The sequence below is a fragment of the Hydrotalea lipotrueae genome, from assembly GCF_019249625.1.
GTDB lineage: Bacteria > Bacteroidota > Bacteroidia > Chitinophagales > Chitinophagaceae > Hydrotalea > Hydrotalea flava.
Window position 1 is genome coordinate 79,353 of sequence record NZ_JAESDL010000014.1, and the last position, 22,822, is coordinate 102,174.

The 22,822-nt window shown below is 36.5% G+C and carries 19 protein-coding genes and 2 tRNA genes; 16 read left to right on the plus strand and 5 right to left on the minus strand.

Annotation, left to right across the window (positions count from 1 at the left end; genetic code table 11):
- Positions 1-67 precede the first annotated feature (67 nt).
- Complete coding sequence (locus JK139_RS09690) at positions 68-484, plus strand: EamA family transporter (RefSeq protein WP_074417678.1); 417 nt, start codon at positions 68-70, stop codon at positions 482-484.
- A 61-nt stretch (positions 485-545) separates the two neighbouring features.
- Positions 546-619, plus strand: a tRNA-Ala gene (locus JK139_RS09695).
- Positions 620-862: 243 nt separating this feature from the next.
- Here the strand turns inward: JK139_RS09695 and JK139_RS09700 are convergent.
- A complete protein-coding gene (locus tag JK139_RS09700; RefSeq protein WP_074420230.1) occupies positions 863-1,078 on the minus strand; it encodes a hypothetical protein in 216 nt (71 codons plus the stop codon).
- A gap of 269 nt (positions 1,079-1,347) precedes the next feature.
- Between JK139_RS09700 and JK139_RS09705 the strand changes: the two genes are divergently transcribed.
- From JK139_RS09705 to JK139_RS09730, 6 genes are all read left to right on the plus strand, one after another.
- Positions 1,348-1,497 (plus strand): histidine kinase, encoded by a 150-nt coding sequence (locus tag JK139_RS09705; RefSeq protein WP_179853757.1) that lies wholly within the window; start codon positions 1,348-1,350, stop codon positions 1,495-1,497.
- Between the two features lie 402 nt (positions 1,498-1,899).
- A complete protein-coding gene (locus JK139_RS09710) occupies positions 1,900-4,530 on the plus strand; it encodes an MGH1-like glycoside hydrolase domain-containing protein (protein WP_074420228.1) in 2,631 nt (876 codons plus the stop codon).
- Positions 4,531-4,930: 400 nt separating this feature from the next.
- Positions 4,931-5,386 (plus strand): hypothetical protein, encoded by a 456-nt coding sequence (locus JK139_RS09715; protein ID WP_141676736.1) that lies wholly within the window; start codon positions 4,931-4,933, stop codon positions 5,384-5,386.
- Positions 5,341-6,135, plus strand: a complete 795-nt coding sequence (locus JK139_RS09720) for a sensor histidine kinase (RefSeq protein WP_081301301.1) — start codon at positions 5,341-5,343, stop codon at positions 6,133-6,135. Before JK139_RS09715 ends, JK139_RS09720 begins: the two co-directional genes overlap by 46 nt.
- Positions 6,135-6,809 carry a response regulator transcription factor gene (locus JK139_RS09725; protein ID WP_074417684.1) on the plus strand — a complete coding sequence of 225 codons (675 nt, stop codon included), beginning with the start codon at positions 6,135-6,137 and terminating at the stop codon, positions 6,807-6,809. Before JK139_RS09720 ends, JK139_RS09725 begins: the two co-directional genes overlap by 1 nt.
- A complete protein-coding gene (locus JK139_RS09730; protein WP_218331181.1) occupies positions 6,796-7,947 on the plus strand; it encodes a glycoside hydrolase family 130 protein in 1,152 nt (383 codons plus the stop codon). The genes JK139_RS09725 and JK139_RS09730 overlap by 14 nt, the downstream gene beginning before the upstream one ends.
- 17 nt (positions 7,948-7,964) lie before the next feature.
- On the opposite strand, the gene JK139_RS09735 is transcribed toward JK139_RS09730, so the two are convergent.
- On the minus strand, positions 7,965-9,137 hold the full coding sequence (locus tag JK139_RS09735) for a trans-sulfuration enzyme family protein (protein WP_218331182.1): 1,173 nt from the start codon (positions 9,135-9,137) through the stop codon (positions 7,965-7,967).
- Positions 9,138-9,318: 181 nt separating this feature from the next.
- Entirely contained in the window at positions 9,319-9,744 is a 426-nt protein-coding gene (locus tag JK139_RS09740) for an OsmC family protein (protein WP_218331183.1), read from the minus strand.
- A 67-nt stretch (positions 9,745-9,811) separates the two neighbouring features.
- Here JK139_RS09740 and metX point away from each other — a divergent pair, with 67 nt between their 5' ends.
- From metX to JK139_RS09755, 3 genes are all read left to right on the plus strand, one after another.
- Positions 9,812-10,828 carry a homoserine O-acetyltransferase MetX gene (gene metX / locus JK139_RS09745; protein WP_218331184.1) on the plus strand — a complete coding sequence of 339 codons (1,017 nt, stop codon included), beginning with the start codon at positions 9,812-9,814 and terminating at the stop codon, positions 10,826-10,828.
- 84 nt (positions 10,829-10,912) lie between these two features.
- Positions 10,913-12,181 (plus strand): alkaline phosphatase family protein, encoded by a 1,269-nt coding sequence (locus JK139_RS09750; protein ID WP_218331185.1) that lies wholly within the window; start codon positions 10,913-10,915, stop codon positions 12,179-12,181.
- A 41-nt stretch (positions 12,182-12,222) separates the two neighbouring features.
- Positions 12,223-12,405 (plus strand): DUF6728 family protein, encoded by a 183-nt coding sequence (locus JK139_RS09755; protein ID WP_074417689.1) that lies wholly within the window; start codon positions 12,223-12,225, stop codon positions 12,403-12,405.
- A gap of 76 nt (positions 12,406-12,481) precedes the next feature.
- Here the strand turns inward: JK139_RS09755 and lpxB are convergent, their stop codons facing one another.
- Positions 12,482-13,723, minus strand: a complete 1,242-nt coding sequence (gene lpxB / locus JK139_RS09760) for a lipid-A-disaccharide synthase (protein ID WP_317196302.1) — start codon at positions 13,721-13,723, stop codon at positions 12,482-12,484.
- A gap of 20 nt (positions 13,724-13,743) precedes the next feature.
- Here lpxB and JK139_RS09765 point away from each other — a divergent pair.
- Positions 13,744-13,817 (plus strand) — tRNA-Pro (locus JK139_RS09765).
- Positions 13,818-13,971: 154 nt separating this feature from the next.
- On the opposite strand, the gene JK139_RS09770 is transcribed toward JK139_RS09765, so the two are convergent.
- Positions 13,972-14,595, minus strand: coding sequence for a response regulator transcription factor (locus JK139_RS09770; RefSeq protein ID WP_218331186.1), 624 nt, complete (start codon positions 14,593-14,595; stop codon positions 13,972-13,974).
- A 252-nt stretch (positions 14,596-14,847) separates the two neighbouring features.
- Between JK139_RS09770 and JK139_RS09775 the strand changes: the two genes are divergently transcribed.
- From JK139_RS09775 to JK139_RS09790, 4 genes are all read left to right on the plus strand, one after another.
- Positions 14,848-16,239 carry a hypothetical protein gene (locus JK139_RS09775; RefSeq protein WP_218331187.1) on the plus strand — a complete coding sequence of 464 codons (1,392 nt, stop codon included), beginning with the start codon at positions 14,848-14,850 and terminating at the stop codon, positions 16,237-16,239.
- An 11-nt stretch (positions 16,240-16,250) separates the two neighbouring features.
- Positions 16,251-20,153: a hypothetical protein gene (locus JK139_RS09780; RefSeq protein WP_218331188.1), complete on the plus strand. Its 3,903-nt coding sequence runs from the start codon at positions 16,251-16,253 to the stop codon at positions 20,151-20,153.
- 24 nt (positions 20,154-20,177) lie between these two features.
- Positions 20,178-20,759, plus strand: a complete 582-nt coding sequence (locus JK139_RS09785; protein ID WP_218331189.1) for a hypothetical protein — start codon at positions 20,178-20,180, stop codon at positions 20,757-20,759.
- A gap of 76 nt (positions 20,760-20,835) precedes the next feature.
- A partial coding sequence (locus tag JK139_RS09790; RefSeq protein ID WP_317196303.1) for a DUF6443 domain-containing protein occupies positions 20,836-22,822 on the plus strand: 1,987 nt, incomplete at its 3' end.

Genomic DNA, 22,822 nt, shown 5'->3' on the forward strand with positions numbered 1-22,822 from the left:
AGTTTTTTTATTGTGGAACTTAAGCATCAACAACAAGAATTAGCCTTACTTTTAAATAAAAACTATTATGTGGTGGGTTTATGCACTTTTATCAGCCTTTTTTGCAGCCCTTACCGCCATTTTTGCCAAGAAAGGTATTAGCCATATTGACAGTGATTTGGCAACGGCTATTCGAACCTCTTTTATTTTATTGCTTACCTGGAGTATTGCTTTGTTTAAAGGAAATATGCAGGAAAGTATTCATTCTCTCAGCAAACAAAACTGGTGGTTTTTATTATTATCGGCCATGGCCACCGGCCTCTCATGGCTATTTTATTTTAAAGCATTGCAAATTGGTAAAGTATCGCAGGTGGCACCGGTTGATAAGGCCAGTGTGGCTATTGCCATTATTTTATCTGTTATCTTTTTAGGAGAAACCATTACCCTTAAAATGGCCATTGGAGCTACGCTGATTATTATAGGAACTTTTGTTCTAATAATTTAAATGAGAAAAATTTTGTGTAACAAACTACACGTTATACATTTGCAATCCCATCAAACAAAAAGGGGAATTAGCTCAGTTGGCTAGAGCGCTTGCATGGCATGCAAGAGGTCACCGGTTCGACTCCGGTATTCTCCACAACTCATCCCGTGAAAACGGGATTTTTTTCTCCACAACTAAACTTTATAAAGTCACCTCATACTTTTTTTACCTGCACATTTTCAACCTGTTTTTTCTGCCATTTTTCCTGTAATTTGGCCAATTCAGAATAGTTTAATTGCCGGTTAGTCAAAATTGAGGCAATTTAAACTTTCAAATTGCAATAGGGCAACTATCAGGAATTTTCAAGAATTGATAATTTGTATGATCGAAGAAGATGAATCAAATACCATTTACTGCAATATTGTTTAAAAATACAGCTTGCAAATAAAATTGTAGGAAGCATTCATTTCTGCTGTCTCTTACCGGCATTGTTTTCTTTTTTCTTTTTTTGGCTTCACTGGCCTTTATTAACACAGGAAGTCTTGCTCCTTTATTAGATATTAAAAGCATCGTCAGAGAGGGTTTCTTTTTATTGTTTGATGTGATAGCATCCATATATTTTGTGTATTATATTATTATTTTTTTAATAAAAAATTTGCTGCAAAAGCATGTCCATTCAACGCTATTCCATTGAAATCCCGGTAGTGTTCCTGGGTGGATTTGCATTGAAGCGTATTTTTATTTTTTGTTTGTACAATTAGTAGTAGTGCCTGAGGCCAATGCTGGTGCTTTAGAAATAAGATTGCATAATTTATTGGCCATGACACATACATATATTATTTATTATTTATGTAATGATTACCGGTTTTAATTCTTTTAGAAGCATGGAGCATAGAAAAACTAAAGTAAACAGATTAGAAAAAGAATATACGCAGTCAAAATTTGAAGCTTTACAAAATCAGTTAAATCCACACTTTTTGTTCAATAGTTTGAGTGTATTGTCTAATTTGGTGCATATTGATAAAAATACGTAATAAAAATTTATTATTCAATTAACAAAAGTCTATTGGTATACTTTAGATCAAAAATATTGAACTGTTTTCACTTGAAAAATGACATTTCTTAAAATTTATTTTTATGTAATGAAAATTCGAACAAACAGACAAACAATCGTAATATTAGTTGCAATAGATGCCCTTTTTGTATACCCAAATTGTAAATTGTAAATTCGATATACAAACTCCTTTTAAAAACAGATTTATTTGTATTTCTGTATAGGGTTATCGAAGGTATGGAACAGATTGGCAAATGAAAAGTAACTGGCTCGTTGCAAATTGTAATGAAATATATGCCTCAAAAAATATGATAACATTTTTCGCACATAATTGAGTTGAATCTGTTATTGAATGCGTTGCATACCTAATTTGCAGCCTGTTATGAATGCAGAAGAAAAACGGTTAAAAGACAATAGTGCAAAAAAAGTGCCCTTAGAACAATGGGGGCCGTATCTTTCTGAACGCCAGTGGGGAACCGTTAGGGAAGATTATAGTACCAACGGAGATGCCTGGAATTATTTTCCATTTCATCATTCCATTTCCAGAGCCTATCGCTGGGGAGAAGATGGGTTATGTGGTATCTCAGATTTTTTTGGAAACCTGTGTTTTGGCCTTACGCTGTGGAATGGGAAAGACAGTATTTTAAAAGAAAGATTATTTGGCTTGGGTAATTCAGATGGTAATCATGGAGAAGATGTTAAAGAATTGTACTATTATTTGGATAACCTGCCTACGCATTATTATATGCAAATGCTCTATAAGTATCCGCAGGAAGCATTTCCTTATGAGCAACTGATTCAGGAAAATAAAAAGCGCAGCAAATTAGAGCCCGAGTATGAAATTTTAGATACCGGCATTTTTAATGATAATAAATATTTTGATGTTTTGGTAACCTATGCCAAACTCAATAAAAAAGATATTGGAATTAAAATTGAAATAACGAACAGAGCAGCCACAGCAGCCCCTTTAACCCTAATGCCAACACTTTGGTTTTTTAATCGCTGGCAATCTAAAGCAACCGATAAGAAACCTGTCATTAAATTAACCAATAAACCCGGCCTTGTAAAAGCCATGCATGAGCGGTTAGGTAATTATTATTTGTATTATCCCGAAACAAATCTCTGTTTATTTACCGAAAATGAAACCAATACTGAAAAACTATTTGGTATACCCAACGCATCCCCATTGGTGAAAGATGCATTTCATGATGCCATCATTCATAATAAAAACAAAGAGCTGTTAGCTGCGCAGAAATCAGGTACTAAATTTTCGCCGGTATATGAATTGATAATAGAACCTGGCCAAACATCAACAACATATTTGCGCTTAAGTTCAGCTGTAGTTCAACATCCTTTTGGTTCAAATTTTGAACAATTATTTGTAAACCGTAAGGCTGAGGCCGATGAATTTTATCATGATATATTACCTAAACATATTTCAGACGATTTTAAAAATATACAACGGCAAGCCCTTTCCGGGTTGCTATGGAGTAAACAGTTTTATTATTATGATGTGGAAAGATGGCTGCAGGAAGGTGATGGAATTACCGCGCTTTCCTGGCAAAGAACCCATGGGCGTAATAGTGAATGGCAACATCTAAAAAATCAGGATATTATATTAATGCCTGATAAATGGGAATACCCCTGGTATGCGGCATGGGATTTGGCATTTCATTGCGTTTCTATGGCAATGGTTGATACCAATTTTGCCAAACATCAGTTAACACTCATTATGCGGGAATGGTATATGAAACCCGATGGGCAACTACCGGCATACGAATGGCATTTCAGTGATGTAAACCCTCCTGTTCAAGCATGGAGTGCGCTACAAATCTATCATATTGAAAAAGCAAAAACAGGGAAGGGTGATACCCGGTTTTTAAAAAAAGTATTTCATAAATTAATCATCAATTTTACCTGGTGGATTAACCGAAAAGACCCGCAGGGCAATAACATTTTTGAAGGGGGATTTCTTGGCTTAGATAACATAGGTGTATTCAATCGTAGTATTCAGTTAAATAACCAGTCAAAGTTAGAGCAGGCCGATGGCACCAGTTGGATGGGGATGTATGCATTGAATTTAATGGATATTGCCATTGAAATAGCTATGCAGGATGACGCTTTTGAAGATAGCGCCACGAAATTTTTTGAACATTTCATTTTAATTGCAGAGGCACTGAATCAATTAGGCATGTGGAATGAGGAGGATGAGTTTTTTTATGACAAACTTGGCCTGGCCGGGGGAGAAACATTGCAACTACGCATTCAATCAATCGTAGGATTAACCTCTTTATTTGCAGTTTCAGTGATTGATAGAAAAGTGTTGAAAAAATTACAGGATTTTGATAAACGTATTTCCTGGTACAAGCAATACCGGTTAAAAAACGATAAATTCTGGCCCAATGAAGAAAAAACAGATCAGGATAAAATATTAATATCTCTAATACCTAAATCAAAATTAGTAGGGCTGCTCAAACATTTGCTGAACGAAACCGAATTTTTATCAGATGGTGGCATCAGGGCTTTATCGAAATTCCATGAAAAAAATCCATATTCTGTTACCATTGATGGCATTCAGTATTCTATTCAATACGATCCCGGCGATTCAACTTCCGATTTTTTTGGAGGCAATAGTAACTGGCGTGGCCCGGTTTGGATGCCCATTAACTACTTAATTATCAAGAGTATTCAAAAATTTGGTGAGTTTTATGATGGTTCTTTAAAAGTAGAATACCCAACAGGTTCAGGTAATTTTTTAGAACTAAGCCGGGTAGCCGATGAGTTAGTAAAAAGGGTAATCCGTTTATTTACATTAAATGAGCAAAACGAACGAAATTTACATGGTAAGTATAACTGGTTTTACCGACTACCCGAAAACAGGCATCTGATGCAGTTTTATGAATATTTTCATGGTGATACCGGGCATGGGTTAGGAGCGAGCCATCAAACCGGGTGGACCAGTCTTATTGCTGAATTAATTGCCGAACGGGCCGGACTGAATAGCGGGGTATAAAAAAAAGAGGGAGGCCACATCCTCCGCTCTCCTATCCCCAATCAAAAACCAAAAAATATAAAGCTGTGGTTGGTTTAGAATTATGTTGCGAACATATTTTAAAAGGTGCATCCAAAAAAACGTATTTCTACGTAGTGAAATCACTTATTTTTACATATAATAACCCTCAATGACCGGATTTTTAGTGTATATCGAGCTTTTACTGCTGCTAATTGGCGGGTATTACCTTTTTGTTAAATTGAAAAATTCCAGGCTTCCCGGCCTGAATTTTTTAAAAATACTGTATGTTTTAACGTTTTTTACAGAAATAACCGGTAAAATTACGGCGCATTATGGCTTTCATAATATATTATTATATAATGTATTTATACCAATCGAATTTTTTTTACTGGTAAAAATTATGGAAAAGAATATTCCGGCCTATTTACAATGGCGTATATGGCCCAATGCCGGACTCTTTATTTTTTCACTGATATATATTAGTGAAATTATTTACAATAGAGGGTTTAACCATTCCTTCGTTTTTTTCAGTCATACTTTTACTTCCTTTTATTTTATGGTATTGGGTTTTGTATATTATTACAGGCTTATTCAGTTAGAAATTGCTGTACACGCCAAATCCGACTATGTTTTTTGGTTAGTTACCGGTTTATTTGTGTACCAATTTGCCAGCTTTTTTATCAACCTCTTTTTTTCCTATATTGTTGCCTTGTATCTTTCAGATGGCAATAACTTAGGTATTTCAATCATTAACACACTCCGGGTAATTTTCAACGTCTTTTTTTATGGTGCCTGGATTTATGCGTTTATATGCAAGTATCGGGAAACTATATCATCTTCATCATCCTATGCCTAACTGCTGTATTTCTACTGGTGGCTTTTTACATTGTAGTGCAGGTAATTGCTTATGCCAGAAAAAAAAAGAAATACGAGGCTGAAAAAAATCAAATGAGCCAATTGTTTGAGCAACAATTAATTCAAACCAAATTAGAAGTGCAGGAACAAACTTTACAAAATTTTTCAGCCGATTTGCACGATAATATTGGCCAGCTATTAAGCCTAACCAATGTTACCCTGGCTTCTGTAAATATTAAAGAAGATGCCAAAGCTGCCACAAAAATACAAGTTGCTCAGGATTTAATTAAGCGTAGCATTAAAGAATTAAGGCTACTGGCTAAATTATATCAGGGCGAGAAATTGATTGAAAATGGTATAGCAGAAGCTATTACACAAGAGGTACAGTGGTTTCAGCGGAACGATTATTTGAAAATTGAGTTCAAAAACAATTTACCCGAAAATTTTAATCTTTCTCATCCTTATGCAAACTTGTTTGTTTATCGCTTGGTGCAGGAATGTTTAAGTAATATCATTCGGCATGCCGATGCTACCGAAATTTTTATATTTTTAGGTATAAAAGAGAATAGTTTAATGTTAGAAATAAACGACAACGGTAAGGGCTTTGTTTATGATGAGAAAAACTTTCAGTCTACCGGTATGGGTATTCATAACATGAAACAACGCATTGCCCTTTTGAATGGAAACATGAATATTATTACCCGTAAGGGTAAAGGCACTTGTATAATATTTAATATACCCTGTGAATAATGGAAAGGGAACCTATTAGAATTGCTTTGGTTGATGACCATGCACTATTTAGAAGTGGTATTGCTGCTTTGTTGAAGGAGTTTGATGATTTAATGATTGTGTTTGAAGCCTCGAATGGCAAGGAATTACAGTTTTTATTACCCGAGCATCAACCCATACACGTTGTTTTAATGGATATTAAAATGCCGGGATTAAACGGGTTTGATACAACGGAATGGATTATCAGCAATTATCCCCAAACTGCAGTATTGGCCTTGAGCATGTTTGATGAAAGTACCGATATTATTAAGATGCTAAAAGCCGGAGCAGGAGGTTATTTACTGAAAGAATCTTCACTTGAGGAATTATATACAGCCATTACTACCATTCATCGTGATGGATTTTTTAGCAATGAGTTGGTATCTGATAAATTAATTAAATCCTTAAAATCTGGTCGCCATATAGAGGATTGGTATGAACAATACAATTTAAACCAAAAAGAATTAGAGTTTTTAAGATTGTGTGCTACGGAACTTACTTATAAACAAATTGCTGAGACCATGGGTGTAGCCGAACGAACAGTAGAAAACTATCGCCAGTCATTGTCAGAAAAATTAGAAATCAAAAATAGGGTGGGGCTGGCTTTGTTTGCCATAAAAAATAAACTGGTAAGTTTGGGGAATGAAACTTTGTAAGAAACTTTTGCCTGCCTATTGTTTTATTGTATGGATTATCATGCAGCCCTTTCTAAATAGACTATTGGCGCAAACTGCAGTATATAATGATGCATGGGCATTATTGCCCTTTACAAAAGCCAATGCGTACAACCCTATTTTATTACCCGGAAAACTCGCCTTTACTGATCCGGTAACCCAAACCAAAGTTTTTTGGGAAGCAGCACATGTGTTTAATCCGGCCATGATTGTAAAAAATGATTCGGTGTTTATGTTATACCGTGCGCAAGATAGCGCCGGTACCTCACGCATAGGCATGGCCATTAGTACCGATGGTTTTCATTTTACAAAAATACCAAAGCCCGTGCTGTTTCCAGATAATGATGCATTTAAAAAATATGAATGGCCCGGCGGATGTGAAGATCCTCGTATTGTTATGGATGAAAATGGTACTTATTACCTAACCTATACCGCTTTTGATGGGCATTTAGCCCGTTTAATGGTGGCCACTTCCACCGACTTAATGCATTGGAAAAAACAAGGCCCTGCATTTGTAAATGCGTATAGCGGAAAATACCTGAATGTATGGTCTAAATCAGGTGCTATTGTTGCTGCTTATACCAACAATAACATTATTGCCACCAAAATAAAAGGCCAATATTGGATGTATTGGGGCGATCAATACATATGGTGTGCTACCTCCCACGATTTAATTCATTGGAAACCGGTGGAAATGCCAAAAGGCACCCAAGCTGCTATTGCATTAAGAGGGCAGGCGCAAAATATGCCGCAATTGCAAATAGCATTACCCACCCGTAAAGGCAAATTTGATAGTGATTTGGTGGAATCAGGTCCTGCAGCAATGCTTACACCTAACGGTATTCGCTTGCTGTATAATGGCCGAAATATTCCTGCAATTGGCGATACCACTTTGCCGGAGGGTACTTATGCAGCCGGACAGGCCTTATTCAATAAAAATAATCCATTACAGTTACAACACCGCCTACAGCAATACTTTATGAAACCAACTGAGCCTTATGAAATCAACGGACAGGTAAACCATGTTTGTTTTATTGAAGGCCTCGTTCATTTTAAGCAACAATGGTTCTTGTACTATGGTACAGCTGATTCAAAAATTGCTGTAGCAACCTGTCCTTAACCATTATTACTTCATTCTTAACAATATTGCAAGGCTTGTTCAATATCGGCTAAAACATCTTCTTTGTGTTCTAAACCAACGCTAATACGAATTAAGCCGGGTGTAATACCAACAGCTAATCGTTCTGCATCACTTAATTTGGCATGGGTAGTACTGGCCGGATGTGAAGCAATGCTTCTGGTATCGCCTAAATTAGCAGTTAACGATAACATTTGTAATGCATCTAAAAATTTTCTGCCGCTATTTAATCCACCTTTTAATTCAAAACAAACAATAGCGCCACCATTCTGCATTTGTTGTTGTGCAATGGCATATTGAGGGTGCGAAGGTAAAAATGGATAACGCAGTGAAGCGATTTTAGCATGGCCTTCTAATGCATTTGCCAGAAAAAGCGCATTGGCACAATGCCTTTCCATTCTTACTTCTAATGTTTCTAAGCTTTTACTTAGTACCCATGCATTAAATGGCGATAGTGCAGGTCCGGTACTTCTGCAAAATGCATAAATTTCTTTGATCAAATCTTTTCGGCCAACTACTACACCACCCAAAACCCGGCCCTGGCCATCCATCCATTTGGTGGCAGAATGTATCACCAGATCAGCACCAAAATCAATTGGTTGTTGTATAATGGGCGTTGCAAAGCAATTGTCAACATTTAAAATAATCTGATTTTTTTTGGCCAAACTTCCCAGCATCGATAAATCTAAAATATCCAAACCAGGATTAGTGGGTGTTTCCACATAAATCATTTTGGTATTGGGTTTTATGGCTGCTTCCCATTCATTTGCTGAAGCATTAGTGCTGATATAACTGTATTCAATACCGTATCTGTTCAGGTATTTTGTAATAACAGTGTGGGTACTGCCAAAAATGCTGTTACAGGCAAGCAAATGATCACCCTGCTTTAATAAAGCCATGAAAGAGCCAAATACAGCACTCATGCCCGAAGCGGTAGCGTATCCGGCTTCAGCACCTTCTAAAGCACAAACCTTATCAATCAATTCCTGTACATTCGGATTACTGAAACGGCTGTAAATATTATCATTGGTTTCGTCGGCAAATGCAGCCCGCATGGCTTCTGCGTCATCATAGCAAAAGCTGCTGGTTAAAAATAGAGGCGTGCTATGTTCCATTTCATTGGTGCGTTCTGTTTGAATGCGAATGGCCTGTGTAATTTTATCTTGTTGCATAACCTACATTTTTTAATTTAAAAACATTAATCTGCTAATGCGTTGTTCTATTAAGCTCTGAAAAGCTTACTGGAAATAGGTTTCAATAAACCTGGCTCAACAGCCATTAGTTATACAGAGTTTACTGAAACACCATTAGCCATGAGTTTCAAACAAAAACTAATTTTAATAGCACAATACCTTAATCTGCTATTACTTCAGCATCCCATTCAATGGTGCACCCGGCTGCTCTTAAGGTGGCAGCAACCGAGCAGTATTTATCTATAGAAAGGGCACAGGCTTTTTTGGCCTTTTCTGCATCAACAGTTCCCTTAAAAACAAAGTGAATGTGTACATATTTCCATAAAGCCGGTTCTTTACCCTGTTCGCGTTCGGCCTGAATGGTCATAGTAAAATCATTAATTTCCTGCCTTTGTTTTTTTAAAATAGAAACAATATCAACACCACTGCATCCCCCTAAGCCTATTAAAAGGGTTTGCATGGGCCTAAAACCGCTGTTATGTCCGCCAATTTCAACTGCACCATCTGTTCTGATAGTGTGTCCATTACTGTCTGTACCTACAAAAGCATAAGCATTATCTGCTCTTTTCACTTCAATTGTTGTCATCTGTAAAAGATTTCTGCAAATGTAAATTAATCATGTACTTATTTTGCTGTTGAAACCCGGAATTAATATGACGCAACTTTTTGAATACCAGGATGATTTTAAAGTAGAGAATGGATCTGTATTGCCCGGCATAACCATTGCTTATACCACTTATGGTATGCTCAATGCAGCAAAAAATAATGTGGTATGGGTTTGCCATGCTTTAACAGCCAATGCTGATGCAGCTGCCTGGTGGAAGGGTTTGGTAGGTGAGGGCTGTTATATAGATCCGGAAAAATATTTTATTGTAGGGGCTAATATTATTGGCTCCTGTTATGGTACAACAGGGCCTTTAAGCATTAATCCGGTTACACAACAACCTTATTACGGAACATTTCCGGGCATTACCATTCGCGATATGGTACAGGCACATATCTTATTGCGCAAGCATTTGGGTATTGCCTCTATCCATTTATTAATGGGTGGTAGCATGGGCGGATATCAGGCTTTAGAATGGGCCGTAATAGAGCCTGCCGTTGTGCAACGTTTATTTTTGATTGCCACTTCACCTTCTGAAAGTGCCTGGGGCGTTGCAGTACATACCGCTCAGCGCTTAGCCATTGAAGCCGACTGCACCTGGCAACAAGCACATCCCCAGGCCGGTGCCAAAGGCCTAAAAGCTGCCCGAGCTATTGGTATGCTTACCTATCGCAATTATGATACTTTTCAGCAAAAACAAACGGATCCTGACCCTGAAAAAATAGACCATTTCAAAGCATCTTCTTATTTGAATTACCAGGGCGATAAATTGGTGAATCGTTTCAATGCTTATAGTTACTGGCTATTAACCAAAGCAATGGATAGCCATCATTTAGCCAGGGGCAGGGGAGGAGATTTAATCCGTGTATTGCAGCAATTCAAAACTCCAACCTTAATTATGGGCATTACCAGCGATATTTTATGCCCGGTTGCAGAACAGCAATTTATGGCACAACACATGCCCCATGCCACTTTGGTTGAAATTGATTCTGCATTTGGTCACGATGGCTTTATTATAGAAACCGAACAAATTGCCCGTTATTTACAACAATGGATGCAAGAATAAATTTGCCTTAAAAGCATGTTACAAATAAAAAAATGCATACAGAAATTTCTACATTATTGTTACATATAAATTTAAATATATTGCATGAAACATTTGCTGAAATTATTTTTTGGGTTCCTGTGTCTGTTTACGGCACAACAAGTTTTGGCGCAGGATACCCTGCAACATGTGGTTTCGGGACGGTTCAACAGTGCCGAACAACAACAAAAACCTTATGTTATTCTCATCTCGGCCGATGGTTTTCGTTATGATTTGGCCGATAGTTTTCATGCCACACATTTGCAGCAGTTTCGCGCTGCCGGTGTGCAAGCCGAATACATGAAGCCTTCATATCCTTCGTTAACTTTTCCCAACCATTATGCTATTATTACCGGATTGTATCCTGCACACAACGGTTTGGTGGATAATAGTTTTTACGATATTAACAAAGGCCAGTTGTACACCATGGGCAATAAAAAAGCAGTGGCCGACAGCTCATGGTATGGTGGCACACCATTGTGGGTATTGGCCGAGCAACAACAAATGCTTTCTGCCAGTTTTTATTGGGTAGCTTCTGAAGCAGCAATTCAAGGGGTAAGACCTACCTACTATTATATTTACAATGATAAAATTGGAATTGATGAACGCATTGCTGTGGTAAAAAATTGGTTGCAATTACCTCCTGAAAAGCGCCCCCACTTTATAACTTTCTATTTGCCGGAAGTTGACCATGCAGAGCATACGTATGGCGTAAATAGAAAGCAAACTGTCGATGCTGTTCATTTTGTAGATGAAGCCATTGCCAAATTAACTACCGCTATTGCATCTTTAAACCTGCCGGTAAATTATATTTTTTTATCAGACCATGGCATGGCCGATGTGGATGTAAACAACACTTTGCCGCTTCCTTCTGCCATTGATACCAATAATTTTATCATTCCCCGCAGCAATATGTTATTGCATTTGTACGCTAAAAACAGAGCAGCTATTTTACCTACTTACCAAAAATTAAAAATACAGGAGAAAGGTTTTAGTGTGTATTTGGCCAACGAAATACCCGAACGCTGGCACTACAACCAATCTAACGATTATTTTAACCGGGTGGGCGATATTTTATTGGTGCCACATTATCCTAAAGTTTTTAATTTAGGTTCCGGAAAAATTACTCCAGGCAAACATGGATATGATAATGATATGCCTGAAATGAGGGCTACATTTTATGCATGGGGACCGGCTTTTAAAAAGCATTATACCATTCGTGGCTTCGAAAACATACATGTTTATCCATTAATTGCCAAAGTGCTGGGTTTGCAGTATCAAAGCGATGCGATTGACGGGCAATTAAAAGTTTTAGCACCAATTTTAAAACAGTAAAACAACAAAACAGGCATCTGCTTGTTTCAATAAAAAAAATTATGGGCATCTGGAATCAAATACTTCAATATCTGTTTATTAAAAAACGCGATCCCAACCAACCGCGTACCACCTATTTAAAGTATATGCATGGCATGAACCGTATATCACTGCTTATGTTTATTGTAGCACTCATCATCATGCTGTTTAAATTAGTGATTATACCCATGATGCATAAAGGTTAAGATAGTTTATGTTACCGGATCCGGCACCACTATGTAACTGCCGTTGCGTAGCACTTTTGTACGTTTTGATTTTTATTCAGCTTTTTTGAGCTATTTCAAAAACCCACTTTGCGGCTTTGTAGGAAGCATGCCCGCCCGCCTGCAGCAATGTTTTTAGGGCAGCATAATCTGTTTTCATTATTTGCAATCTATGTTCATCTGTTAAAATTGCAGTAAGCTCAGTTATGATATTTGTCACATTCATATCCTGTTGTATCAATTCCTTTACAACGGGTTTATCCATAATCAGATTGACCAACGAAATATATTTTATTTTAACCAATTGTTTTGCTATGGCAAAACTAACGGCACTGCCTTTATAGCAAACTACTTCAGGCACGCCAAATAAAGCCGTTTCTAAAGTAGCTGTGCCGCTGGTTACCAATGCAGCTTTGCTGCTGCAAAGCAATCCGTAAGTATTATTTTTTACAATTGAAACGTTTTGATAAGGTGCTAAAAAAGGAGCGTAAAAAGCCTCATCCTGCCCCGGTGCCTGTGCTACTATAAATTCAAAATTGTGAAAATGCGCAGCTACCTGTAGCATAACCGGTAATTTAACTTCAATTTCCTGTTTACGGCTGCCGGGTAAAATGGCAATAATAGGCTTGTTCGCTGTAATTATTTGTGGTGTATTGTTTTGATATTGTTCAATAACATCTACCAGCGGGTGGCCCACATATTCTACCTGCCAGCTCCATTTTTGTTGGTAATAATCTTTTTCAAATGGAAGGATGACCAACATTTTATCAATACAGCGTTTCATTTGCTTTACCCTGTTTTCCTTCCATGCCCACACCTGCGGAGAAATGTAGTAAACTACTTTAATGTTTTTTGTTTTGGCCCATTGAGCAATGCGTAAATTAAATCCCGGATAATCAATCAACACCAGCACATCGGGTGCAAACTGAATAATATCTTGCTTGCAAAAAGCAATATTTTTAAAAATGGCAGGCAGGTTTTTAATAACTTCTGCAAAGCCCATAAAAGCCAGGTCACGATAATGTTTTACCAATGTTGCGCCGGCCTTTTGCATTAAATCGCCACCCCAGCACTGAATGGTTGCTGAGTGGTCTAATTGTTTTAATTCTTTAATCAGGTTACTGCCATGTAAATCACCACTGGCTTCACCTGCAATAACATAGTATTTCATGGCCGGGTAAAGATAAGCAGGTTGGGATGAGAAAGATAATTTTGAAAGCAATACATATTCATTGAGCAGATTTAAAACATGCTTCAGCTTTTTTTCTTTAATAGCGTATTGTTTGTATTTTTGCGACACTTATTTTAAATGGAATGTTACGGGATGTAGCGCAGCCCGGTAGCGCGCTTCGTTCGGGACGAAGAGGCCGCTGGTTCGAATCCAGTCATCCCGACAAAAGCTTTTAAAAAGGCAATCTTGTAAAAGGTTCTCTTTTGTATTGGGTGCTGTAATGCTTTGCTGTATATTGGCAGTGAACAACCGCCTTTTTTCCATTAGTTGAATTTACTTCCACTTAACCTGCCTTTTTTCTTGCAAAATGCAATGCATTATAGCATAAATATGCCCATCTGCAAAGCGTAGATTGCCAAACCCACTCTACTATGTACATTTAATTTTTTAAATAATTCTTCCCGGTATCTGTCAATCGTTTTAGGACTAATCCCCATTTTATCAGCAATTTCTTTGTAAGTTAATTCAGTGGCGCAATACCGCAATAATTCTTTTTCCCGTTCCGAAAAATTGTCTAATGGCACTACTACTTTATTTTCTTCCCCACCCATATTAATGCAAATTGTTTTTTGATTGTGTTGTATTTTTTCAATACTCTCTAAAATTTCTTCAGGATCTACATTTTTTTGAATAAACCCATAAATGCCTAATTTCAGCAAATCATTAATTTTTTCTAATTCTACGTACATAGAAAAAATAACAACTTTGATGGAAGGATATTGCTGTAAGAGCAGTTCACTGGTTTTATAACCGTCTAGTACAGGCATTCTTACATCTAATAATACAAAATCAGGGTATTGTTCACTTCCATGAATGAAATTTATCAAGGCTTTACCATTATCAAATTCAGCTAAAACCTTGTATTTCCCAGTTATTTCAAAAATATTTTTGATGCCCTCTCTAAGTGCGGGATGGTCATCAGCAATTACAATTGTTTGCATCAGAAAATTAATTTTAAATATAAAATTTAATGAAATAGTATATTTATAGATATAAAATTAATGTGAATGTAATAAAAATGATAATATTTTAAAGGCATTCATACAAAAATATTTTGACATAAACAATGGGTGTTTTTCCCCATTGTACAAATGAAAAGCAGACATTATGTTTACGCTCACAAAATATAATTGCTTGTGTGTAGTCTTTTTAAAATACTGCTTTTTGAATGCTTTTTCCTCTCTACATGCTTTATGCATGTTTTTGCATATACACCAATAAAGTATCCTTCAGATACCACCTATACTAGTAGCATAAATAATCGGTCAATCAATCAACTCAACAAAAAGTATGCGCAACTAAATCAACAACTCACCAAAAGAATGCAACATTATTTACAAAAAGCTCAGCGTTCAGAAAAAAAAATTTGTTTACAACTCTTAACAAAAGACAATGTTGCTGCTCAACAAATGTTGCATACTCCGACAGATTTTTATCAAAAGGCAATGCAAAAATCTAATAATTCGTTACAGAAAATCAGGCGAATTACAGCTTATATCGCCGGGTTAGATAGTATACATACTGCAACAGATTATTTGTTACTAAATGGTGCAATGTGTAATTCTTCAGCCCTATTAAATCTCAATCATACCACCAATAGTTTACAAAACAATTTAGAAGCGGGAACTGTAACCAGTCAGGAATTAGCGCAAAGAGTACAGTTATTGAACAGATTATTAACACAAGCAGGGATGTTGAAATTCTTGAAAAATTTTCAGCAGCAAGCCTTTTATTTTCAGCAGCAGGTAAATAGTTACAAAGAAATGCTTCATGATCAAAAGCAGTTAGAACAGAAAATGATGGCCTTAGTACGCAATTTACCCGCTTTTCAGGATTTCTGGCAGCGGAATAGCCTGTTGGCGCAGTTATTTCCTGCTACAGCCAATATTGGTACAACGCAGGCATTAGCAGGGTTACAGAGCAGGGCACAGGTACAGCAAATATTAACACAGCAGTTGGGCGGAACGGGAGTAAGTACAGGCAGTAACCCACAACAGTTTATACAACAACAAATGCAGTCTGCGCAAAATCAACTCAATACATTAAAAGATAAAATTAATCAATTAGGCGGAGGTAATAGTGCATTAATCATGCCTGATTTCACACCCAACCAGCAGAAAACAAAAACAATATGGCAAAGGTTAGAATATGGCATCAACATACAATCACAAAAAACTAATTATTACCTGCCTGTAACCAGTGATATAGCTGCAACATTGGGCTATAAACTGAATGATAAAAGTACAATTGGTGTAGGTGTTGCTTATAAGTTGGGTTGGGGTAATGGTATTAATGATGTAAAGATCAGCAATGAAGGTGTTGGCTTAAGAAGTTTTTTAGATATAAAAATAAAAGGTAGTATATGGGTTACCGGAGGTTATGAGCAAAATTACCAATCAGCCTTTACCCGAATCCCACAATTACAGGATTACAGCGCATGGCAAACTAGTGGATTAATTGGGGTTACCCAAAAAATGAAGGTGGGGAAAAAAGCCAGTAACGTACAATTATTGTGGGATTTTTTAAGCTATCGTACCATACCCGTTACACAACCTTTAAAATTTAGAATTGGATATAATTTTTAAAAAATAATACTATGTATGTTTTTATGAAACGCATTTTGTTTTTATTGATTTGTTTTTTCGCCATAAATGGTCAGATAGAAGCACAAAATAATCCATTGGCAGAAACCAATATAACCCCACCAACAGCAGCAGCGTTGGTAAAATATGCTGATTATCCTGTAAGTTATCATACAGGCATCCCCAATATTAATATTCCCATTTATACCGTACAAAATGGCCCATTGGAAATGCCCATTAGTTTAAGTTATCATGCTTCTGGTTTAAAGGTGCAGGAATTGGCCAGTTGGGTAGGTGCAGGATGGAGCTTAAATGCGGGTGGTGTTATAACACGTTCGGTTGTTGGTTTGCCGGATGATCGTGGATTCAGCAATACAAATGTTACAAATGGGCATTGGTCAGATTTTGGTTACAATAGTTATCTCGGCACAACAAATGGTAATATTGACGATGCTGGATTTTATCAGGGCAGGAAAGATGGAGAACCGGACTTGTACTTTTTTAATTTCGGAAAATATACCGGTAAATTTTATTTCAGAGATGATAGAACACCAGTGCTCGTTCCTGAACAGGATTTTAAAATTGAACCAGATTATACTAGTTTAACTACCCCTTATCAGAATGGAGTGTGCTTTCAGGGTTTTAAAATAACAACACCTGATGGCACACAATATTTCTTTGGAAATACCGGCAATACTGGAAGTGTAATGCCTTTGGAAGTTACCAGTCCATATTCTATGAAAAACGGTTTATCAAGTGGCTCCGCAGTTTCAAGCTGGTATTTAAACAAAATTATCTCGAAAGATAATATGTTCACCATAAATTTTTCTTATCAACAAGAAAATTATAGTTACTACACTTTATCTATGTTCCCAATATATAGCACCAATACCATTGGGCAGTATGAGTATGATGCAGTAAAACAGTTTGTACAGGGGGTTCGATTAAGTTCCATTACTTATAGTGGCAATACAATTAGCTTTAATGCCGCAGCAACACCAAGAACAGATTTAAGTGCATATACGCCACAAACAATGGCTGATAATGCAAATACTTCTGCAAATGCATTGGATAATATTACTATCAGTAATGCATCAGGATTTTGTAAAAAATTTCAATTCACTTATGGATATTTTCATGATGGTGTCAATGGACTTAATGGAATATTAGGTACCTATTTACCAAATATACAATCTGATACCTACCGTTTAAGATTAGATGCTTTACAAGAATCCTCTTGTGATGGAAGCATAATCGAACCACCTTATCAATTTAGTTATTATAGCGAAATGGTACCCAGATTATTGGCTTTTGGTATTGATCACTGGGGTTATTATAACGGAATTACGAATAATAATACCCTAATTCCTACATATACGGTAAATAATACCAGAACAGTCAATGGTGCCAACCGAGATGCACAATGGCCTGCTATGAGAGGTGGAGCATTACAACAAATTACTTATCCTACCGGTGGATATACCAAATTTAATTTTGAGCCCCACTATGTAACAAGGTCAGTTCCCGGTTATCAAACAATCAATGTTACCAATTCTTCCGTTTTATATGATGGCAGTACATATCAGACATTAAGTTTTACTACCCCGTCAGGATACACGAATTATACGCTTTCTTTAAGTAGTACAACAACCGGTGTAAGTGGTACCTATCAGGTTTTTGATCCAAATGGCAATATGGTGGTTAATGCTACTATTCAATCTGGTACTTCTACTACTCAGGCAATTACTTTAACACCCCGCACAACTTACACTTCAAGATTATACGGAACTACATCCACAACAGCTTGGGGAGGTTGCTCAGCTTCCATTTCATATCAAATGCCCGTAACGAATATAACCAATATTACTATTGGAGGACTTCGAATTAATTCTATGATACATCATGACCCATTGGCTACTCAGGATATTGTTACTAATTTTAATTACACTGCAGGAGGAAGTAGTTCAACAGGTATACTATACAGTATACCAACTTATGTTAATGTATTACGGAATGATATGTATGGACTAATTTGGGGTAATACTTCTAATGGCCTCTATAATCCCAACGGTTGTGCTACTTTAACCGGAGGAGGCTTTGAAGCTGCCTATTTAATTTCTCCCAGTTCCGTTTTGCCAATGCGTACTACAATGGGTAACCATATTGGGTATAGTGAAGTAGATGTTGCTCAAACAGGCAATGGTCACTCTGTATATTGTTATTATAGCGCTAATTATTGGGATGGTTTTCAGAATAGTGCTGATGTAGTGGTTCGTAATGTCAATGATTTAAGTTGCGATGCATCTGTTTCCAGTTATCCTTATGCACCGCTACCATTTGATTCCATTACAGGGGAATTAAAGTATGAAGCATATTTCAATCAAAACAATCAAATCTTAAAAGAAATATGGCACTATCCGACTTATTCAAAAGACCAAATTGGAACGCCAGGCTATATTTGTAAATTGCTTACTTTAGGTGGGAATACAACCCCCCTGTTTGGTACTGAATATCAGTTATTTTCATTCTTTAAAACGCAGGATAAATCAGTGGAAACAGATTATGATCCTCAGAACGGAACATCCATTACAACTACATCTATTACAAATTATAATAGCATTTTTCATCATCAGCCAACACAGCAAATCATAAATACCTCTCTGGGAGATAATTTAATAACCAATTATACTTATGCCTTTGATTTCAGGTTATCTAATTGTGATGGCATTGATAATGGCTATCAAAATTATCAAAACAATTTAAATACAGCCACTTCTGCTTTTTATAATAATGTATATTCTTGCACACCAACAACCAACGATGCAAATAACTGCAGGTGGATTAGTTATGAAAATTATCGTATAAGCAAGGCTCAGGCAAGAATCAACTATGTTAATTATCGCTATTCCAATTTTACAAGTCCAACCAGTACATTTATTACCTACCATAATCAGGATAAAAATAACGCAGATACAGAATTAAAACCCATATTGGAGTTGCAAGATGAATTTGATAATGCTTTAATTGAAACATCAAATTGGAAAAACAGTAGTTTAGTTGGCGCTGACTTTACTAGATATGACTATGTAACTAATCCCGCAGGTTTTGTTGCGCCACAAAAAACACAGAAAATAAATATCATAAGCCCATCTGCAAGCTTTACAAATGCTGTAACATACAATAATTCCTCTATTACAAAAGATAATAGATATGAAGATGAAAATATGTATATTTTTTATGGGGGTAATTTGGTGAGTATTACAAAAAAAGATGGTGTTAACAATAGTTTTATTTGGGGGTATAATCATCAATATCCTGTAGCCCAAATTAAAGGTTCAAACTTTTATTCAGCTTATAATTTATTGAACCAAAGCATTGTTCAAAATCCTGCCAGTGATGCACAACTCAGAACTGAATTAAGTAAGTTAAATCCGCAAAATTTACCCAATAGTCAGGCAAGTATTTACACTTATTCACCTTTATTAGGTATTACTTCTTCCACATCATCCAATGGTATATTAAATTATTATGAGTATGAGGGGCTTGGCAGATTAAAAGATATTCGTGATAATAGTAATAATGTTATTAAACTATTTGATTATCAATACCAAAAACCCGCTTATTCCAGTACAGTTCAGATGACATCCATTTCAGTGACCAATGTTGTTTCCGGTGCATTTTATTATTTACAATTAACGAATGTAGCTACAGGTCTGATTTATAATTTTAAAATAATTGGTACGGGTATTTATGGTCAGATTCCATATGGAAATTACAATATATCCCTACATGCATCCGACTATAGTGCCAATCATATGTGGATGATTAATAACACTTATTCTGAATCGGGTGTGGCCACTGCTACATTCAATAATATTCCCTTAACAACCGCTACAACAACAGTAGCCATTTATTAAATTTATTTTTTATAAATAATCATTATGAAAAAAAATGTTTCCATATTGCTGCTTCTAATGTTCATGAATCAACATTTCATTCATGCACAGGAACATACTATTTATGCCATTCAACAAATGGATATAGAACACCACCCGATGAATATCGGAAAATTAAAAGGACAGCAAATAGTAGTGGTTAATTTTTTAGCTAATACACCTAATGATATTCCATTTCAATTATTTTTTTCTTTAGATACATTATATCAACAAACTAAACATGCTTTTCAGGTTATTCTTTTGCCTGAAAAAGATAATAGCTCAATGCTAACAGATAGTGCATTGAAACATATTTTGTCGGATATGCTTCATTTCCCTTTTACTATTTCTGCCTCTTTTTCTAAGTATAACCTGAATGATACAACAAAAAATAGTTTGGTAAGGTGGTTAAATAATTCCGCCGATAACCGCCATTTTGAAAATGAATACAATCATGCTGCGTATAAAATTTATATCCTGAACAATAAGGGTGAATTGGTTTCTGCTTTTTATGAAAATCCAAAGTTTAACACTATACATCTTTTGAAAAATATATTTATTCCAAATAAACGGGATGATCACAATTAATTCGTAACCTATGCGAACAGAGGTATATTCAAAATTTTTATTCAACTCTTTGCTTCTCTTCTGTACATGTTTCGCTGTGCAATTTGCTGATGCACAAATTGCGCCACCTGCTGCATTCAGTTCAGCAGCAACAATAAATTATGTGCGTTCATGGGAGGCTTTGGCTCCCGAACAAAGTTCCTCCAATTTAGTCACCAGACCTGTTACTGATGTGCATCAGACTACCCAATACTTCGATGGGCTGGGCCGTTTGGTGCAAACAGTGCATAAACAAACCAGTCCATTACAAAATGATATGGTTACCGCCAATATTTATGATGCACTTGGAAGAGAACAATACCAATACCTGCCTTTTGCTGCAAACACAAGGGCAAATAGTGCCGACAATATTAATGATGGAAATTTTAAACTCGATCCAATACAACAGCAGGTTGCTTTTTACAATAATCAATTAAGTGGGCAAACAGGCGAAACATATGTAGGTACATCCGGCCTCAATTGGGCTTATAGTCAAACTGCTTATGAAGCATCGCCGCTTAACAGGATTCAAAATACTTATGCACCTGGAACAAGTTGGATAGGTAGTAACAGGGGAATTACGGTGCAACACCAGATGAATACGGCTGCTGAAAATATTCGTATCTGGACGATTGGTGCAGTATGGGGAAGTATACCTGTTTCAACTGCAAATTATGCCGATGGCTTGCTTTATAAAACTGTTACTATTGATGAACGAGGAAAACAGGTAATTGAATATAAAGACATGCAGGGTAAAGTGATTCTAAAAAAAGTGCAATTATCTGATACACCTGGCATTGATCATACAGGCTGGCTAAATACCTATTATGTGTATGATGATTTTAATTTATTGCGTTTTGTTATTACACCCAGAGCCGTTGAACTCATTAACAATAACTGGTTAATCAGCACATCTATTGCCGATCAATTATGCTTTCGTTATGAATATGACCAACGCCACCGCATGGTTATTAAAAAAGTACCCGGTGCAGGAGAAACCTGGATGGTGTATGATGGTCTGGGACGTTTGGTGATGATGCAAGATGCCAATCTCCGCAATGCACAGAAATGGTTATATACACAATATGACTATCTTAACAGGCCCATTGCCACCGGTTTAATGTACGACCCTGCCAATTACAATAATTTTAATTACCATCTTACCAATGCTTATAACACCAATAGTTACCCCACTTTAGCAGCTTACTCAACAGAACTATTAACACAAACCTTTTATGATAATTATAATTGGGTAAATGCCAACGGCAGTCCGGTACCGGCAACTATGGATGCCTCAAACACTACCAATAGTAATTATTTCGTTACTGGCTATAATAGTTCCCCAACCTATGCGCAACCTATTGTAGCCTATACCAATTCTACCGGTTTGCCGACAGGTACTATGGTAAAGGTAATTGGCAGTAACCCCGCACAATATATTTGGACAGTAACATTTTATGATGATCATAACCGGGTTATACAAACCCAAACAAAAAACTATACAGGCGGTATAGATATTTCTACTAATCAATATGATTTTAGCGGTAAAATATTGCGCAATCTGTTGCAACACAGTAAAGGTGGTAATAATGCACAAACCCATACAGTTTTATCCAAATATATTTATGATCAGGCAGGAAGACTACTTACTATTACAAAAACCATCAATAGCACTGTGAATGGCGTTGCTGTGAGCAGTCCTGAAAAAACGATAGTCAATAATCAATATGATGAATTAGGGCAGTTAAAAACAAAAACCCTGGGCAGTAGTATTGAATCGCTTACTTATGACTATAACATAAGAGGGTGGTTATTGGGTATTAACCGCAACTATATTAGCGGCAGCAGCACCAATAAATTTGGAATGGAATTAGCTTATGACAAAACCAATTCCGTTGCAGGCACAACTTATGCCAATACACAATACAATGGTAACATTACAGGTACAGTTTGGAAATCGGCCGGTGATGCCACTAACCGTAAATATGATTTTACTTACGATAATGTGAACCGGATAACAGCAGCCAATTTTCTGCAAAACAGCA

Bases quoted from the DNA above. Each gene is read 5' to 3' on its own strand.
- metX (WP_218331184.1), top strand. From the start codon at position 9,812: ATGACGCAACTTTTTGAATACCAGGATGATTTTAAAGTAGAGAATGGA.
- JK139_RS09770 (WP_218331186.1), bottom strand. From the start codon at position 14,595: ATGCAAACAATTGTAATTGCTGATGACCATCCCGCACTTAGAGAGGGC.
- JK139_RS09750 (WP_218331185.1), top strand. From the start codon at position 10,913: ATGAAACATTTGCTGAAATTATTTTTTGGGTTCCTGTGTCTGTTTACG.
- JK139_RS09725 (WP_074417684.1), top strand. From the start codon at position 6,135: ATGGAAAGGGAACCTATTAGAATTGCTTTGGTTGATGACCATGCACTA.
- JK139_RS09730 (WP_218331181.1), top strand. From the start codon at position 6,796: ATGAAACTTTGTAAGAAACTTTTGCCTGCCTATTGTTTTATTGTATGG.
- JK139_RS09780 (WP_218331188.1), top strand. From the start codon at position 16,251: ATGTATGTTTTTATGAAACGCATTTTGTTTTTATTGATTTGTTTTTTC.
- JK139_RS09740 (WP_218331183.1), bottom strand. From the start codon at position 9,744: ATGACAACAATTGAAGTGAAAAGAGCAGATAATGCTTATGCTTTTGTA.
- JK139_RS09710 (WP_074420228.1), top strand. From the start codon at position 1,900: ATGAATGCAGAAGAAAAACGGTTAAAAGACAATAGTGCAAAAAAAGTG.
- JK139_RS09785 (WP_218331189.1), top strand. From the start codon at position 20,178: ATGAAAAAAAATGTTTCCATATTGCTGCTTCTAATGTTCATGAATCAA.
- JK139_RS09755 (WP_074417689.1), top strand. From the start codon at position 12,223: ATGGGCATCTGGAATCAAATACTTCAATATCTGTTTATTAAAAAACGC.
- JK139_RS09735 (WP_218331182.1), bottom strand. From the start codon at position 9,137: ATGCAACAAGATAAAATTACACAGGCCATTCGCATTCAAACAGAACGC.
- JK139_RS09705 (WP_179853757.1), top strand. From the start codon at position 1,348: ATGGAGCATAGAAAAACTAAAGTAAACAGATTAGAAAAAGAATATACG.
- JK139_RS09715 (WP_141676736.1), top strand. From the start codon at position 4,931: ATGGAAAAGAATATTCCGGCCTATTTACAATGGCGTATATGGCCCAAT.
- JK139_RS09720 (WP_081301301.1), top strand. From the start codon at position 5,341: ATGCAAGTATCGGGAAACTATATCATCTTCATCATCCTATGCCTAACT.
- JK139_RS09690 (WP_074417678.1), top strand. From the start codon at position 68: ATGTGGTGGGTTTATGCACTTTTATCAGCCTTTTTTGCAGCCCTTACC.
- JK139_RS09775 (WP_218331187.1), top strand. From the start codon at position 14,848: ATGCATGTTTTTGCATATACACCAATAAAGTATCCTTCAGATACCACC.
- JK139_RS09700 (WP_074420230.1), bottom strand. From the start codon at position 1,078: ATGGATGCTATCACATCAAACAATAAAAAGAAACCCTCTCTGACGATG.